The organism is Paenibacillus sp. NPDC056933, from assembly GCF_042674385.1.
Classification (GTDB): Bacteria; Bacillota; Bacilli; order Paenibacillales; family Paenibacillaceae; genus Paenibacillus.
Genome location: NZ_JBHUQN010000004.1, coordinates 177,311 through 194,368 on the forward strand (window position 1 = coordinate 177,311; position 17,058 = coordinate 194,368).

The 17,058-nt window shown below is 48.2% G+C and carries 13 protein-coding genes; 10 read left to right on the top strand and 3 right to left on the bottom strand.

The features are described 5' to 3' along the window. Positions 1 to 150 precede the first annotated feature (150 nt). The 6 genes from ACFTRD_RS24920 (at position 151) to ACFTRD_RS24945 (ending at position 7,777) form a co-directional block, all read left to right on the top strand. On the top strand, positions 151 to 834 hold the full coding sequence (locus tag ACFTRD_RS24920) for a response regulator transcription factor (RefSeq protein WP_379384727.1): 684 nt from the start codon (positions 151 to 153) through the stop codon (positions 832 to 834). A gap of 26 nt (positions 835 to 860) precedes the next feature. Further along, complete coding sequence (locus ACFTRD_RS24925) at positions 861 to 2,351, top strand: HAMP domain-containing sensor histidine kinase (protein WP_379384729.1); 1,491 nt, start codon at positions 861 to 863, stop codon at positions 2,349 to 2,351. 71 nt (positions 2,352 to 2,422) lie between these two features. Beyond that, positions 2,423 to 3,337 carry an ABC transporter ATP-binding protein gene (locus ACFTRD_RS24930; RefSeq protein WP_192262736.1) on the top strand — a complete coding sequence of 305 codons (915 nt, stop codon included), beginning with the start codon at positions 2,423 to 2,425 and terminating at the stop codon, positions 3,335 to 3,337. Then, positions 3,334 to 4,050 carry an ABC transporter permease gene (locus tag ACFTRD_RS24935; RefSeq protein ID WP_379384731.1) on the top strand — a complete coding sequence of 239 codons (717 nt, stop codon included), beginning with the start codon at positions 3,334 to 3,336 and terminating at the stop codon, positions 4,048 to 4,050. The genes ACFTRD_RS24930 and ACFTRD_RS24935 overlap by 4 nt, the downstream gene beginning before the upstream one ends. Then, entirely contained in the window at positions 4,051 to 4,785 is a 735-nt protein-coding gene (locus tag ACFTRD_RS24940; RefSeq protein WP_379384733.1) for an ABC transporter permease, read from the top strand. Between the two features lie 283 nt (positions 4,786 to 5,068). After that, entirely contained in the window at positions 5,069 to 7,777 is a 2,709-nt protein-coding gene (locus tag ACFTRD_RS24945) for a PAS domain S-box protein (protein ID WP_379384735.1), read from the top strand. 118 nt (positions 7,778 to 7,895) lie between these two features. On the opposite strand, the gene ACFTRD_RS24950 is transcribed toward ACFTRD_RS24945, so the two are convergent. Beyond that, positions 7,896 to 8,849 (bottom strand): L-lactate dehydrogenase, encoded by a 954-nt coding sequence (locus ACFTRD_RS24950; RefSeq protein WP_192262744.1) that lies wholly within the window; start codon positions 8,847 to 8,849, stop codon positions 7,896 to 7,898. Positions 8,850 to 9,346: 497 nt separating this feature from the next. On the opposite strand from ACFTRD_RS24950, the gene ACFTRD_RS24955 reads away from it, so the two are divergent. Both ACFTRD_RS24955 and ACFTRD_RS24960 read left to right on the top strand, forming a co-directional pair. Continuing rightward, positions 9,347 to 10,003, top strand: a complete 657-nt coding sequence (locus ACFTRD_RS24955) for a hypothetical protein (RefSeq protein WP_379384738.1) — start codon at positions 9,347 to 9,349, stop codon at positions 10,001 to 10,003. 141 nt (positions 10,004 to 10,144) lie between these two features. After that, on the top strand, positions 10,145 to 10,966 hold the full coding sequence (locus ACFTRD_RS24960; RefSeq protein WP_379384740.1) for a serine/threonine protein kinase: 822 nt from the start codon (positions 10,145 to 10,147) through the stop codon (positions 10,964 to 10,966). 52 nt (positions 10,967 to 11,018) lie between these two features. On the opposite strand, the gene ACFTRD_RS24965 is transcribed toward ACFTRD_RS24960, so the two are convergent. Beyond that, positions 11,019 to 11,240 (bottom strand): hypothetical protein, encoded by a 222-nt coding sequence (locus tag ACFTRD_RS24965; RefSeq protein WP_379384742.1) that lies wholly within the window; start codon positions 11,238 to 11,240, stop codon positions 11,019 to 11,021. A 372-nt stretch (positions 11,241 to 11,612) separates the two neighbouring features. On the opposite strand from ACFTRD_RS24965, the gene map reads away from it, so the two are divergent. Next, positions 11,613 to 12,359 carry a type I methionyl aminopeptidase gene (gene map / locus ACFTRD_RS24970; protein ID WP_192262750.1) on the top strand — a complete coding sequence of 249 codons (747 nt, stop codon included), beginning with the start codon at positions 11,613 to 11,615 and terminating at the stop codon, positions 12,357 to 12,359. A 185-nt stretch (positions 12,360 to 12,544) separates the two neighbouring features. Beyond that, positions 12,545 to 13,558, top strand: a complete 1,014-nt coding sequence (locus ACFTRD_RS24975) for an NADP-dependent oxidoreductase (RefSeq protein ID WP_379384744.1) — start codon at positions 12,545 to 12,547, stop codon at positions 13,556 to 13,558. Positions 13,559 to 13,707: 149 nt separating this feature from the next. Here ACFTRD_RS24975 and ACFTRD_RS24980 read toward each other — a convergent pair whose 3' ends face one another. After that, positions 13,708 to 16,977: a type 2 lanthipeptide synthetase LanM family protein gene (locus ACFTRD_RS24980; protein WP_379384746.1), complete on the bottom strand. Its 3,270-nt coding sequence runs from the start codon at positions 16,975 to 16,977 to the stop codon at positions 13,708 to 13,710. Positions 16,978 to 17,058: the final 81 nt, after the last annotated feature.

Consider the following 17,058-nt stretch of genomic DNA (forward strand, 5'->3'; position numbering starts at 1 on the left):
TTTCTGAATCTGGAGATTAAGGTATAATACAAATAAAAGTAACGGAGACCCCGTTGTACGGTGCATCGCTTTGTTCATACATACAGCTTACTCCATTATGTTTAGATATATAATTAACCCAAAGGGTGCAGAAAGGAAACGAATTTACGCATGAAAACAAAATTGTTATACATTGAAGACGATACGGAGATTGCGACATGGGTCAGAGCTGACCTGGAGGAACGTGGTTATGAGGTCATATGGCTCGGAAGTGGAGAGGGCGCGGGTGAAGCTGCCGGAGGCTGTTCGCTGATTATTCTGGATGTCATGCTGCCGGGGCTGGATGGATTTACAGTCGGGCAGCGGCTCAAAAAGGAACATCCTTCTGTGCCCATCGTCATGCTCTCGGCCAGAACGTCCATTGACGACAAGCTGCATGGGCTCGATTTTGCCGATGATTATGTAACCAAGCCGTTTCATCCTGATGAACTCGCTGCGCGAATTGAAGTGCAACTGCGGAAGGCGGGAACGGCTGTCTCGTCCGAAACGGTCGTAAAGCTGGATCATCTGTCCATCTATGAGAAGGACCATCGGATCGTCAATGAGGAAACCGGGGAAGAGATTATTTTATCGGGCAAACAATTTCATATCTTCGCCTATCTGCTCAGGCATATGGGCATGATTCGTACAAAAGAACAGATCTACGAGGCTGTTTGGAATGAGCCTTATCTCGACGGGGACAAGACACTAATGGTACATATTCGACATTTGCGCGAGAAGCTGGAGCTTGATCCGGCGAACCCTGCCATCATTCAAACGATCCGCGGTGTAGGGTACCGCGTGAAGAAGCCATGAGGTGGAGATCCGGAGAACGAGAGAGGATGAAGGGAGAAGGGCGCAAGGATCGAATTCCGGCAGGGAAACGTAAGCTGCGCTTTGGAAAGTCCCTGATGTCCCGTTATATGCTTCTGATCCTGGCGGCGGTTTTATTTGTTCCGGTTGTTCTTCCGCTCACCTCCATCATTTACGTTGTAGTGGTGAATAATACTAATATAGAGAATACAGCCCCCTATGGAGACTCTACGAAAATCAGCAACTTGTGGTCCAGGGAATCCAAGGAACTACATGGGGCTACACCGGGAGAGATTCATAAACGATTGGAACAGTTACACGGTAAATATCCAAAATCATCGATGTATTATGTGAACAAGAAGGGCGAAACGGCATATATACTCGGAGGGGAAGACGTTAACGTAACAGAGTCAACGCAGGCCGGAATAACGATAACCACGTTGAAGTGGGCACGGAATGACAAGAATGCGGCAGTGACCCGGATTCCTGGCTTATGGGATGCAAACTCTGCCCTCGAATTTATGAAGGAAGCCTCCTATCGTGATCCACTTACGGTGGTTTCATTTGTGGGAGGCGACAACGAGGACAAGGGTCAGGGCTTTATGGTAATTGAGGTACCCCGGTATCTGTTGGAAAAATCACAGAATAATTGGCCCATGGAACTCTTGTATTTGGGCGTCTTGATGATGATCATCTTCCTGTTGTTCATCGTCATGTCGATCCTGTTCTTTGCGCGAATTCGCAAGCGACTCATTCGGCTGCAGACGGCAATGATGACTCCGGGCAAAGAAGGCATTCCGCTTCCTGTGGACATTCTCAGATCCGACGAGATCGGACAGTTGGAAGAATCATTCAATGCAATGGTGTATCAGTTGACAGACAGCCGTCACCGGGAACGGGAGGAAGAACAGCTGCGCAAACGTCTGGTTGCGGGACTGTCGCATGATTTGCGTACCCCGCTAACTGTAATTCGTGGACATATGCATTCACTTCACAAAGAGCCGCTAAGCATAACTGCGGACACTTCATTGCGCCGGATGGAAGCCAAAATGGATGACTTGAGCGGACTGATTGATAACATGTTGTCTTATAACCTGCTTGCCAGTGGGAAATATACTTTGAAGCTGGAACAGAAGGACATCCTGCGAATTGTCAGGGAGACCGCTGCGGCTTGGTACCCCGTTTGGGAAAAAGAGCAATATGAGATTGATATTGATCTGCCGGAAGAACCATTAATCTGGCAGGTGGATGAGCAGGGCATGCGCCGTATTCTCGATAACCTGTTTCAGAACGTGATTCGTCATGCAGCGCGCGGAAAATATATCGGTATATCGACAAGTCTGGTTCAGGGAAGAGTTGCTCTTGTTATTCAAGATCGGGGACCAGGACTCCAGGAGGATTCCGATACCAAAGGAACAGGCCTGGGCTTATCCATTGTGGATCTGTTGATTCGAGAGATGGGACTGCGCAAGCGGCTGGATAGCTCACCGGAAGGGGTCCGAATCTATATCTATTTTTAAACTAAACTTAAACTTGGAAAGAACTCCGTTTTAACCTTGGAAGGTTACGATGTTATCCGAGGTGATTAACAGTGAGTAACAACATTATTCAAACCGCTAACTTATGGAAAACTTATAGGGATCGTGCGGCGGTCCGTGAGCTTGACTTGCATATTAAAAAGGGAGATATCTACGGCTTCCTGGGTCCCAATGGTGCTGGAAAGACAACAACTATTCGCATGCTTCTTGGCTTAATCAAGCCAACCAAAGGAGTCATCCGTATATTCGACAAAGATATCCGCAAAGACCGCATGGATATTCTGCGGCGTGTAGGTTCCTTGGTTGAATATCCATCGTATTACGGACACCTGAACGCAGTGGAGAACCTGGAAGCCCTGCGCCGGATTATCAATGTACCCAAATCGAGAATTGACGAAGTGCTCTCCATTGTCGATCTGACCCGCGACGCGAAACGCTCGGTGAAAGGATACTCTCTTGGCATGAAGCAGCGTCTGGGTATTGCCAGTGCATTGTTGGGCGAACCGGAATTGCTTATCTTGGACGAGCCCACGAATGGACTCGATCCTGCGGGAATTCAGGAGATTCGGGAACTAATCAAACGCATGCCACTGGAACATGGCATCACGGTCCTTGTTTCCAGCCATTTGCTGAGTGAGGTGGAGCAGATGGCAAGCCGTGTCGGCATTATTCGTGAGGGCAAGATGGTGCTTCAGGATACAATCGCGAATCTGCATAGCCAGACAGGCAGCTCTATTCGACTGACCGTATCCGAGCCGGAAGAGGCGATGAAGCTTGCAAGGGAGCAAGGGCAGTTCGGCGAGCGGCAAGGAGCAGCCCTGACGTTCCCTTATATGGATAATAGTGCGATCGCCTTGCTGGTACGCCGACTGGTCGAGCAGGATCACGCGGTCTATCGTGTGGAAGAGCATCGTCAATCACTGGAAGACCTGTTCATGCGGGTCATCGGTGAGGGGGCGAACGTATGACAGGCCGAGCATTATCGTCCGATTGGCTTAAGATCCGAGGCAAAGGTATCTGGTTCCTCGTGTTTCTGGCGCCCATTGGACTGACAGCAATGCAAGCGTTGAACTTCGGATTACGTCTGGATTATCTGAAACAGCAGTATGGGGATAACCTGTGGGGCGGCTTATTGAACAATGTGATTGTGTTTGTACCCCTCGCTTTGATGTTGGGGGCGACGATTCTTAGTTCGATGATTGCCAATGTCGAGCATGAACAGGGATCTTGGAAACAACTTCTGGCATTGCCCATTCCGAGAACAGCCGTGTATCTGGCAAAATTCATGCTGGCTTGCATCTTGCTCATCGTCTCCTCTTTATTGTTAACTGTGGGGATGGTGGGTTTGGGTCTCGTGCTCGGATTCGATGCCAGTGAGATCCCATGGACGGATACCATCAGAGTGGGGCTGCTGCCTTTGGCCGGGGCGCTTCCTGTGTTGTCATTGGAGCTATGGCTCACGATGGTCACCAAAAATCAGGCACTTCCCGTAACCCTGGGCATTATTCTCGCCGTGATGGGGATGTTCGCGCTCAGTATCTCACCGTACTTCCCGCTTGCTTGGGCACAAATGGCCTGGAATGGACCCCATCCATGGATGTACGCAGGTATGGGCATAGGTATGGGCTTGTTAATCATGTTGCTGGGCATGATTCACTTCAGCCGGAAGGATGTGGCCTGAATGAGCTTTGCGACAACCTATTTCCGGATTCTTTCCGCTGAACGGCTGAAAATGGGCAAGTCTCCCGTGTGGCTTCTGATCCTGCTGAGTCCCTTAATTGCGCTGCTTATTGGGCTGCTATCCACTCCTTCTGGGAATTGGCGTGTATTGATGACAACAATGGTCTTCCTGCATGGTTTATTGTTGCTGCCGATTCTGACTGGTGTATTTACTTCCTTTGTCTGCCGCTTCGAACATGCAGGAGGAGGCTGGAAACAGATGCTGGTCTTGCCGCTCACCCGTACAGGCGTATATGCAGGCAAACTGACAATCGTGCTGCTTCTTCTGGCGGGGACGCAACTATTGTTGCTGGGTTCCATTTTGCTTGCTGGTCAGCTTCAGGGGATGACAGCTCCTGTTCCATGGGGATTCCTTGCAGAGAAGTTGTTGCTCGGCCTGTTCGCCTGTTTGCCGCTTGCTGCTCTGCAGATGTTTGTTTCCTTGGTATGGAGCAGCTTTGCGGCGCCGCTGGCATTGAATTTTGCATTGACAGTACCCAATATTCTGATCGTCAACTCGGCCACTTTTGGCCCGTATTACCCTTGGGCGCAGCCAATGATCCTAATGACGCCGATGGAAGGCGAGGGATTTGGAGCTTACAATGTTCCACTCGAGACAATGCTGACGGTAGTTGGAGGCAGTGCTGTACTCTTCATGCTTATCGGAGTTTTATATTTTAGAAAAAAAGAAATTTGAGTGACGAGAAACCATCCATAAACTTGCATACAAAATTTCCCTTCTACAAAGAAAAGGCATATGTCATCATGAATGACGGCATGTGTCACTAGAGGGGATTTTTTGTCGTTTTAACGGGATTTGGTGAAGAGCTTGTAAGCAAAATTGAATTGGAATCTGGTAAAATATAAAAAGGTGTTTCTATCCCGCTTAACCTGGTTATTCGAGGGTAAGCCTATTCTTCCGGAAGTTATTATGATCCGGTGTTATATGGATTGAAGGCTAAAGAAAAGAGGGGTAAGCCTTGGATATTAATAAAACGGAAACTCTGAAGCGCATTATTTCTGAGGGGAGTTCTTACCGATCACTGTTTTTTAACCACCCGGATGCCATATATGTGATGGACATCCATGGAAATTATATTGATGCCAATCCCTCTATTGAGCGGATTTCAGGGTATACATTTGAAGAACTCCGTCGGTTGAATCGAGTGGGGATCTGTCCCCCTGAGAGTGAGGAGTTACGAAAAGAATATATTCGTGAGGTACTGGCTGGACATTCAGTTAGTAATTCGATCACATTTTATCATAGAGATGGTTCTCTCAAACAAGCCGAGATTACCTATGTGCCCATAACGGAGCAAGAAGAGATCGTGGGGATATACGGTATCGCCAGGGACGTAACCGAGATGGTTGAAGTGGAACGTAAATTGCAGGAAACGCAGGAGAAGTATCAGATGCTGGCTGACCATGCTCAGGACCTCATTACTACAACCTCCCTGGATGGTAAGCTGTTATACGTTTCCCCTTCTGTCTATCCGTTGCTCGGATATCGTCCAGAGGAGGTGACAGGAAGGTTTCTGAGGGATTACTGTCACCCGGAGGATTATCCCGTGTTACAGGAATTGTCATTGAGCGGGAATGGCTGCAAGATGCGTGTACTGCACAAGAAGGGGCACTACATCTGGATGGAAACATTGGCGAAGCCAGTGGCCGGAGAGTTGCACAAGGGCACACAGATCGTAAGTATCAGTCGTGACATTACACAGCACAAGGATGCAGAAAGACGTCTGCGGGAGAGTCGCCAGCGTTACAAATCCTTATTTGAGCACAATCCGGCTGCGGTCTACTCGTTGGATCTGGTAGGGAATTACAACGCAGTGAACCGCAATTTGGTGAAAATGCTGGACATCCCTCGAAGCCAATTGATAGGTCAGTCCTTTCTTTCTCATCTGGATCAGAGTGAAGTTCACGCCGGAAAAGCTTATTTTGAACTGGTCAAACAGGGTAAACCCCAGCATTATGAAACAAAGATCGTGAATGCTCGCGGCCGAAAGATTGATGTATCCATCATTAATGTCCCCATTATTGTGGATCAGGAGCTCGTGGGTGTGTACGGAATTTTGTCCGACATTACGGAGCGTAAGGACTATACGGAGCAGATTCAGGAACTTAGCAAGCAGCATGCGCTGATTCTCAACTCGGTTACAGAAGGGATCTATGGATTGGATGCGGAGGGGATTACCCGATTCATGAACCCGGCTGCGGCATCCATGTTCGGTTATACAGTAGAAGAGTTTATTGGCAAAAGCTCACATCCCATCATCCACCATTCACGTGCAGATGGCAGCTATTTCCCCAAAAAAGAATGTCCTATTCAGATGACGGTGATGGATGGGCAGTGCCGTACGGTTAAGGAGGATGTGTTCTGGCGTAAAGACGGAACAAGCTTCCTGGTGGAATATCAGGTTACACCGATCATCGATGAGGGTCAGATCCAGGGCGCCGTTATTGTGTTTAATGATGTGACTGGCGATCGTGAAATTATGCGCGCCAAGGAGACGGCCGAACTTGCGGCACAGGCCAAGTCGGAATTTCTATCCATGGTCAGTCACGAGATTCGTACACCGATGAATGGAATTGTAGGCATGACAGAATTGTTAATCGGCACCGATCTATCGGAGGAACAGCGTGAATATGCTGAGATCATCCGTGAGAGCGGCGATGCATTGTTGAACATCTTGAATGATATCCTGGATTTCAGCAAGCTGGAGTCTGGCAAAATGGCTCTAGCCTTCGAACCATTCTCGTTACGCAAGATGTTGGAGCAGGTAGCGGAACTGTTCTCGCCTGGAGCAGAAGAGAAACAATTGAAGATACGGTATCGTCTCAATCCGGACATCCCTGAATTTATGGTGGGTGACGCGATGCGTATTCGGCAGATTCTCGTCAATCTGGTCAGTAATGCCTTGAAGTTTACGAATCAGGGAAGTATTGATGTCGCGGTTGATATCATTCACGGCAGCCGTCCGGAAACGAGTGTGCTGGACTTTGCAGTAAAGGATACGGGAATTGGTATTCCAGAAGATAAGCTTGATCAGCTATTCCAGTCATTCTCTCAACTGCACCCGGTTATTAACCGCAAGTATGGGGGTACCGGTCTTGGGCTGGTCATATCGAAGCGGCTCGTAGAAATTATGGGTGGCAGTATCAGTGTGGAAAGTGAGGAGGGGAAAGGTTCGACCTTTCGTTTCGCAGTGCCTGCGACAAGTGTAGATGTATCTGCGGAGAAGACTGCACGCCAGTTCAGCCATGATCGTACACGCCAGGGCGATAAGGTAGCGATGCGTATCCTGGTTGCCGAAGATCATCCGGTTAATCGAAAAATTCTCACAGAGTATCTGGAGAAGCTTGGTTACCAAGCTGATGTGTGCACGAATGGGGTCGAGGCTATCGAAGCCATTTCGCAGAACACCTATGACATCGTATTGATGGATCTCCAGATGCCTGTCATGGATGGGCTCAAAGCGACAGATCTTGTACACCGATTGATTCCGCAGGAGCGGATACCGGCTATTATAGCGGTTACGGGTAATGCCAAACGTGAAGACAAGGAAGCCTGTTTGGAGATTGGGATGCGTGACTTCATTAGCAAACCGGTCATGCTGAGTGAATTGAAACGAGTGCTTCAACAGTGGGGGCCGACAGATGAACCCCAGCTTGCACCAAGCTGAGCAGTAGTGAGCGGGTATATTATAGGCAAACATGCAATCAATAAGCCAATAGGCTCCCGCCTCGGGAGCTCATTGGCTTATTGATGTTTAGGATTATTTAATTAGCAGAAGGGATGGATCATACCAAGGTTAGGCGATTAATGTTGCCTGACAGTACTTCACAGGAACGATCGAATTTCTCACGTTCAGCCGTATCCAGATTCAATTCGATGATCTCCTGAATTCCATTCCCGCCGATAATGGCTGGCACACCGGCACAGACGTTGCTCTGTCCATACTCTCCATCCAGAATCGCAGAGACAGCGATGATTTTATGCTCATCATTAAGAATGGAACGGGTAATATGTGCGAGTGCATTACCAATTCCGAATTGGGTGGACCCTTTACGTGTGAAGATTTCCCACCCGGCATCTTTCGTCTTGCGAGCGATATCCTCCAGATCCAGATGTTTAAAACGTTCTTTGTGCTGCTCCATAATGTGCATGATCGGTTTGCCTCCGATGGTCACATGCGACCATGCCACGAATTGGGATTCTCCATGCTCTCCGAGCGCGTATCCATGCACACTGCGTGGATCAATGGAGAATACCTCAGATAGCAGCGTTTTGAGACGTGAAGAATCAATGGATGTACCCGTACCGATAACGCGTTCACGTGGAAGTCCGGACAGCTTCCATACCATATAAGTTACTATGTCAACTGGATTGGCCGCGACGACAAAGATCCCCCGAAATCCGCTATTCATGATGGGAACGACAATATCTTTGGCAATGGACTCGGCTTCCTCCAAAATATCAAGACGAGTCTGTCCTGGCTTCGGATTCGCTCCGGCAGTCATTACAATGACATCCATGCTGCCACAATCTGCATATGTGCCAGCATATACTTTCGTTCGGTTATGTGTAAAATCCATGCAATGGGAAAAATCCAGTGCCTGAGCAACGGCACGGTCATACGTCCGGTCAACCATCATAATTTCTCTGCATATGGATTGATTAATCATAGAATACGCACAACTTGAACCGACAAGACCCGCCCCGATCACCGCTACTTTACCTGATTTGCCTAACACTGCCGTTCAGCCCCCATTTACATTTGATTTATCCGTTTTTGATGAGACCTATGTTAAGTATAGTCCTTTATTTTATGCCAGGAATGGCTTCTACGTTACATAAGATAACACATGGAAAAGCTTTGCAGCAATGATATCCTCTGTCGCGGGAGCGTATTGGAGTGATGGAGTTAACAATATTGACATGGTTAGTATTCCTTATCCAATACGACAGCATTTGCATGACTGAATTTCGACATGACAGCATTCATGCTTGATGTCGGATAGAGGGTTATTTTTACGAATAAGAGGCCCGACAAATGTTCTTATGAATCCGCAGAAACAGAAGAAAAGCGTCAAAGGGTTCTGAAAGGGAGCTGACGAATACATACGGACAAGCAAATGAAATGTGATTTGATCCATGAGACAGGTTGACCCAATCCGATGACAGTTTCAAAGGGGAACACTGACGCCACTATCTTGTTTTCAAAAAGACTTCATTCCGGGAGGGAATAATAATGATTGAAGAAGCAGGAGCAACGACGGAAACGGCCAAGAGCCTGGGCATTGGTGCCAGTACTCTTCGTAAATATGCGGCAGCACTAGAGGAACAGGGGTACCGATTCGAGCGTTCCGCCAACAAATCCAGGTTGTTTAAGTCTGACGATATTGTGTGTATTGAACGACTGATGACAGAACTCAGGGAGCATAACCTGCCACTAGCGGATGCTGTGGTTACCGTATTGACTCCGGATGTGCCTGTGGTGGCAATCGAAAGTTCTTCAGCGGAATGTGCGGCAACCGTCGTACCCGAGGTTTCCCCTGAGGGGCATGAACCCATGCTAACCGGTACCCAAAGAGCTTATGAAGGACTTGGACAGCTGGTAAGTGAAGTGACTCATGGTGCTGTAGAACAGCAGGATGATCGCGTGCAACTGCTGCAACAGCGGGTGGACGAGCTGGAGTTAACATTGCAGCATCTGGCGGATACCCATCTTGCTCTCCAGGAGCAGATGGATAAGCAGCGTTTGTGGATGAACGAGAAACTGGAAGAGGAGCGGGATCGGGAACTGGTCACCAATCTGCGCAGCTTTCAGGGCAGAAAACGCAAACCCAAGGGGACATCCCTGCGCATGTTGTTTGGCCTGCTGCCAAAGAAACATAAAGAAGCCTGAGAGCGAAGTTCGGGCATGTCGTGATTTCGTCCAACCGGCTTGATATAATAGTCTCCATACAACATCAAGAAGACTGGCTGCTGATCTACTTTGGATATACGGAGAAAAGATTGAGATCAGACGGCTGGCATGGGAGGATCTGTGGAGCTGCGACGAAGCTGGCAAAGACTGCTAGGCCTATGGACAGACCGCCCCCGGCGGAAAGGTACGTTGATCGCCGGGCGTTATACGATACATGAATTACTTGGCATGGGGAGCTATGGACTGACATATCTGTGTACCGATGAACAGACCGGTAGGGATGTGGCGTTAAAAGAATCCAAACCCAGCAAGGGCAAACTTGCTGCACGGCTGCTGGCCAGGGAAGCGGATGTGATGAACCGTATGGATCATCCGGCCATTCCGGATTTGCTGGATTCATTCACCTACCGGGGACGCCGTTATATCGTTATTGAATATATTCGGGGGCAGACACTGGAGGAGTGTATATTTGAGCAAGGTCAAACCTATACGCAGCGGGAATGTCTGGAACTGGTAAGCCAGCTGTTGACTCCCATTGCACATGTTCATGAGCAGGGGTTTATTCATGGGGATGTACGTATTCCGAACGTCATTTTGCGTAACGGGCAAGTTCATCTGATTGATTTCGGCCTGGCACGGCGCATGGGGGAGCCGTTGCTGCCTGAGCTGAAACGCCGGCTGCGTGAAATGCCTGAGCCTGATGACGAACGGGCTGCCCCTGAGCAGGATTTGCAGGATCTCGGTCATTTTCTGTTGTTTATGCTGTATTCGGCTTATGAGCCGGAGAAGGGTCGGGAACCTGCCAGTTGGCAGGAAGAGCTTGAGCTCACACCCGAATTGCACCAAATGCTGGAGCGACTTCTGGGGCTGCGTCCTTATTATGAAGCAGGGGCTGCGGAATTACAGGCTGAGATAGAGATTATACGGCTGAAAATGCGGTAAATTAAACGCTGCTTAGCCTATATATTTGCTATTCATGACCTCTAGGTGCTTTCTACAGGGGTCTTTTTCCTTTTTTTATAAGAATTTCATAACGTATCATCAAAAAGAAAATAGGGGTATTCTGCTCCCGTGCAATACGGCTGGCGGAAACCCCTTTATTACATATCCCACTATTTTGACGCTGGGCTAACTGATAAGAACAATTCTGTTGAATACAGTGTGGCAGCAGCTTAGCTGGAGCTGTATTTTCTGCTTTTATAATAACCGGAGCCATGGCGGTTATCCCGGTGCTTTACATCCGAAGACGAATAGCGTCTGTAACCACGTTTGCCTGAGGAACTGCTGTAACGTTTATAGGATCGTCGATCCGATGAGCTGTTACGCCTACGGTGAGATGAAGATTTAGAATCGAGAAGTTTACCTATAATCTTTTTGAACATCGAAGTTCATCCTTTCGTCTTCAACCGTTTTAAGCATATACGGGGTTTTCCCGGAAGGGGTTTCGTTTTTTCAGGAGAAATGTTTTCAATGGACAATGGTTTGGCGCATAATGGAATGTTGATGATTACACGGAATTTTTTATTTTGCGCGTTTCGCGTTACAATAGAAGACAGGATAAGATTTTAACGGACAAGGAGTAGTTGTAATGATTACGTTGAAGACTAAAGAACAGATCGAATATATGAAAAAGGCTGGTGAGATTCTTGCCGCATGCCATAGAGAAATCGCGGGAATGATTCGCCCGGGTATCACGACACAAGAGATCGATCAGTTTGCAGAGGCGTTTATGAAGAAAAATGGCGCCACGCCGGAGCAAAAAGGATATAACGGATACCAGTATGCGACATGTGCGTCGGTTAATGATGTAATCTGTCATGGATTTCCGGGGAAATATGCGCTGAAGGATGGCGATATCGTTACGATTGATATGGTTGTGAATCTGAACGGCTGGTTGGCCGATTCCGCATGGTCTTATGCCGTGGGTCAAGTCACTCCTGAAGCGCAGCACCTGCTGGATGTTACCAAAACATCCCTTTACAAAGGGATTGAACTGGCAGTGGTTGGCAACCGGATCGGAGACATTTCCAATGCGATTCAAACGTATGCGGAAGGCGAAGGCCTGTCGGTAGTGCGTGAATTTATCGGTCACGGAATTGGTGAGAAGATGCATGAGGAACCTCAAGTACCTCACTACGGCCCACCACATCGTGGTCCGCGTCTTAAGGAAGGCATGGTTATTACGATTGAGCCTATGTTGAACATTGGTACATATCGCAGCAAGCTGGACTCGGATGGTTGGACGGCACGTACCCAGGATGGGAGTCTGTCTGCCCAATACGAGCATACCATTGCCATTACTGCGGATGGCCCTGTGATTCTGACTGCTCAATAATCATTCCTGTCATCCATTGTATGGCTACAATGTGATGATATTTGCATATTTCCAGGCGGCCCACGTTTGTGATCCGCCTGTTTCGGTTTAAACTAATAAGAGGCGTTACACATAGAGCCGGTGGTGAAAGAGATCAGCTGACAGAGGGTTAACCCAGGTCCACTGGCAAGAAGGAGGTAATTTTGGTGTCTGAAAATAAACAGATCGTACTTGCATCACGTCCCGAAGGTGCCCCATCCAAAGAAAACTTCCAATTCATTAATGCACCGCTTCCTGAGCCGGAGGCAGGACAAGTTCTGGTACGTACACTATATTTGTCTGTAGACCCGTATATGCGGGGCCGGATGAAAGATACAAAATCCTATGCTCCCCCCTATGCTTTGAACGAAGTGATCAAGGGTGGGACGATTGGGCAGGTTGTAGAGTCTTCGGAACCGAATCTGCGCAAAGGTGACCTGGTATCAGGAATGTGGGGCTGGCAGCAGTACGCGGCAGTAAATACAGCAGATATTACCCTGATTGATACAGAAGAGGCACCGCTCACAGCGTATCTGGGCGCGCTCGGTCTGACGGGTCTGACCGCTTATTTTGGAATGGAAGACATTGGTAAACCGAAGGACGGCGAGACGGTTGTTGTATCTGGTGCAGCCGGAGCGGTGGGCATGATCGCAGGTCAGATCGGCAAAATTGTAGGTGCACGTGTGGTCGGAATCGCTGGTTCTGACGAAAAATGTACTTACCTGAAAGAAAAACTGGCATTCGACGTTGTGTTGAATTACAAACATGAGCAGGATATGTCAGCTGCCATAGAACGGGCTTGTCCGAATGGTGTAGACGTTTATTTCGACAACGTTGGCGGTGATATCTCTGATGCCGTACTGCGTCATATCAACCGAAATGCGCGGATTCCGCTCTGTGGGCAGATCTCGTCCTATAATCTGGAGAAGCCGGACATCGGTTTGCGTCCACAGACGCTGCTGCTAACCAATACAGCGTTAATGAAAGGTTTTTTGCTGGGTGATTATGCCAAATTCTTCAAAGAGGGCCGGGCCAAATTGGCAAAATGGATGAAGGAAGGTCATATACAATACGAAGAGAACATCGTGGATGGTTTTGAGCGGACGCCAGAAGCATTTATGGGCCTCTTCTCCGGAGATAACCTGGGCAAACAACTTGTAAAAGTGGCAGACCCTGAATGAACCGGGATGTGTAGTCAATCCGTCTTCATGTAATACAACAAAGCACCGCGACAAATTCTTGTGCGGTGCAAACGTTTGTTTATTCCAACAACTATAACAAAAAGTTACCAGTGAACTGGAGATGGGGCGGATTTAATTTGATAGCGATCTTAAGAGAGTGCAGGCCGTGCCAACGATAAGACCGATGGTACGCTCGTCGGATCGACAGTCCGTAAAAGCTGGTATCCTATCCCGGAATAGCCAAGGAAAAAGCCCGGAGTAGCTATTGCACGGGGCACGCCTGTCTGCCAATGACCAGTCAATTTTTTTTCACGGATCACATGCTGAGCAAGTAGTCGAGCTTTTTTCAAATCTTCTTGACGTCCTAGGATCAGCCCGGATTGGAGTAGAAGCTCTTGGATGCCCATATCACCGTGACACAGGCAGTGGCTTGCTCCGATACCTCCGTTCAGCGATGAGTGGATGGCGGTTTCAATTTCGTCCAGCATCGCAGTGCAGCCATTCAAGGACTCACTATCTTGGAGCAGGAGTAAACGACTCAGCCCGATTCCCGCAGAACCATGGCACCAGAACTTAGATGAGTGAGCTTCTGACGCCTCCAGTTTCCGCAAATCCGTCCAGTTTTTTTTCTCCGAATTGTATAGCGAGCGGTCATACCTTAGTGCAGCTTCGGCTGCTTCCAGATAACGTGGATCGCCATTAATTCTGGCGAGTCGATGGAGTGACCAAGCTATGCCAGCCGAGCCATGTACGAAGCCTCCTAAGGGTTTTTTATTTTTCAAGGGAGAAGGCCAGCCAAGCCCGTCTCCTACAGGTATCGCATATTCCAGCAATCGGTCACCATAGAGGATCGCCGTGTCCAGTGCTTCTTCTATTCCTTGCTCACGGTACAAATCTAATAGCACAGGTATGATACCTGCACCCCCACCCAGCACGTCATAGCAATTATCAAATGGCACGCCCATGCGTAGATGATTCAGAATCAGCGCTGTTTTCTCACTCCAATTTTTCTCATTCAAACCTAATGCGGACAGTTGAAGCATGCTGTAAAGCACAGAAGCTTGTCCATAAAATGCCGAGCCGAAGCTAGTGTTATAAGGCAGTGATGCAATGGATGTTCGCATAGAAAGTTGAGCGAGGTCACTGTATTTACGTTGGCCTGTGAGACGTCCTAGCTGTGCTAGAAAAAGAGATGGTCCAGCTGCTCCGTCATATAGACCACCTTTCATCGCTGCTACGTTCCATTGCCCCCTGTAGTTCATACCGACTCCTACCCATGTGGCGTCATGTCCTCCAGTGCTATAGATCGCTTCCTTTAGCAGGTAGTCCCCTATTTCCGAAGCCTGTTCCAGAAAAGTATTATTCTGATCAATGGATTCTACTGCCTGGTCGTCAGATTCGCCCGTTTCTTCAAGATTTACCAAGATTTTATCCTTGTTGCAGTATTCCTTTTCTGTTGTTCGCCAGTCAGCTGAGCCAAGAATGGAGGATATGATCCAGTCCACCTGTCGATCTTCTTCGTCGTCTAAGGAAAGTAGACGCTTTAAAGCTAGATCATAGCTAGAAGAGGCAAAGAATCCAGGAATACGTTGGCCTCGGCTATCGAACAGATCAAGTGAAGAAGGGGTCGTAGTGAAGTAGGGAATGTCGCCATATAGCAGATCCTGTCGTTCCGAAGCAATAGCACGTGGATCGAGTACTGTAAACCAGAGACGGTCCATTAGGAGTTCGCGTTTAAAAGCATCGCGTGTATAATTCGGATGTCCCGATTCCATCAAAAAGTTGGCATAGAATTGTGTAGCTCTCAAAATAATTCTCACGGTGTCGTTTGCGAAAGGTGCGAGTGGACCATTATTCTTGTCAAGTAGCAGCGTCCGATTGCGACGAAAAATTGAACATGCTTGTCGGAAACCTTCCACAATATGATCCACATACTTGGCTGCATGTGTTGGAATATTATTCAGCATAGGGATGTTTTCTGATCCCTTGGTAGACTTGGCCTTGCGTACGAAACGCATCTCGTCAGTTTCGTCGTTTTCGACTTGAAGTACCGGGAATGGAAGTACTTGCTCACCACCACCTATACCGCTCATTTCGACTCCGAATCCTTCCTCGTTCTGATACAGTAGTAGTGGGAGTAGCCCCGTGCCGATGACCGAATCGACGATTTTTTTCTTGGCTTCCACATCGGCTGTATCCGGGAAATGAAGTGTAGGTGTATTGTGAAACACCGTTTCCAGGTCAATTGGGATCGGGTGTTCGCCGGATGCAATCACGTTCTCCATGTGAAAATCAGTGCCGCGCATACTGTATAGTATGGCGAGCAAGCCACCAAGCCGAGTGTAATAGCGTTCTACCTCGTTTGAATTCGTACAGCCCCTCTGCATGATAAACTCTTCCCACCCGTAGCTTTGCAGATCTAGGACCCGCATCGGTTGGAATTCGGGCTGGAATCCTTGACTGTTCATCCAACCAAGAAAATCACTGAAATGTTTCGAGGCTCCGAGTGGTTTTGGCTTATAGACCAGTTCGGTACCATCTTCCAATTGCATGCGAATGACGGAACGACCCTCCTGGTGTGCATCGCCCATACCGGCTACAAACGATTGCAAGCGACCACAATCTTGGGGCAGCCCAAGTGTCAGGATCAATTTGGGGCGGTCTGCGGTAAAGCGCTCCATCGCTTCCAATGTTGCGTTGACGATAAATATCGTTCGGATCATCAACATACGGGCGAGCATAGGATACTCATTGTACAAAAATTCGAGCTGAGCTGTATCCCACAACTTTCTTTCTACGAAACTGCGAAATCGTTCTTCAGGGGTATCCCCGTATAGCTCACCCATCTGCTTGGCTACATGAAGTTCCAGGACGAACGTTCGCGCCCCAAACTGTAATAGACACTCCGCTAGATCTTGAAGAAGCTTTTCTCTTAAACGATCCACATCTGCAATCAAGCGTACTTCTGTGCATTCGTCCACGAAGGTATCCCATTGTCGAGCTGCCCAGAGCAGGAAAGGACGGAATGCGGAAATCAGCTTGGTCGGAGCTCCACTTTGCAGAGGGATGGAGCGATTCAGAAGCAACGCCTCTTCCCATTCTTTAAGTCCGATTCGCACTTGGTCTTTAGCTACCGGATTATTTGTGCTCAGTGCTTTGGTATTCAACGAAAGCAGAAGCAGATTACCAAACTCTTCTTCACTCAAGCCCAATGCATTCAGGCGAGCCTGATATTGGTTATCATCTAGCAGTAGAGCCTCATTCCTCCAATGGTCTATTGCTGTTTTACGTGCTTCTGCTTGATTCTCAGACTGGTCCAATGTGTCCAAAAAGTCTTTCCGCTCTTCAAAAAAGAGAGCTGATGCATTCAGAGCACTATATTTGGAATCGTGCGATTGAGTCGTTAGAGTAGACATCATAATTCCCCCCGATTCATATGATGGGTTCATCATAACAAGAATGAATCAGAGATTGCACTTCGCAAAATAGCAATTTATGAT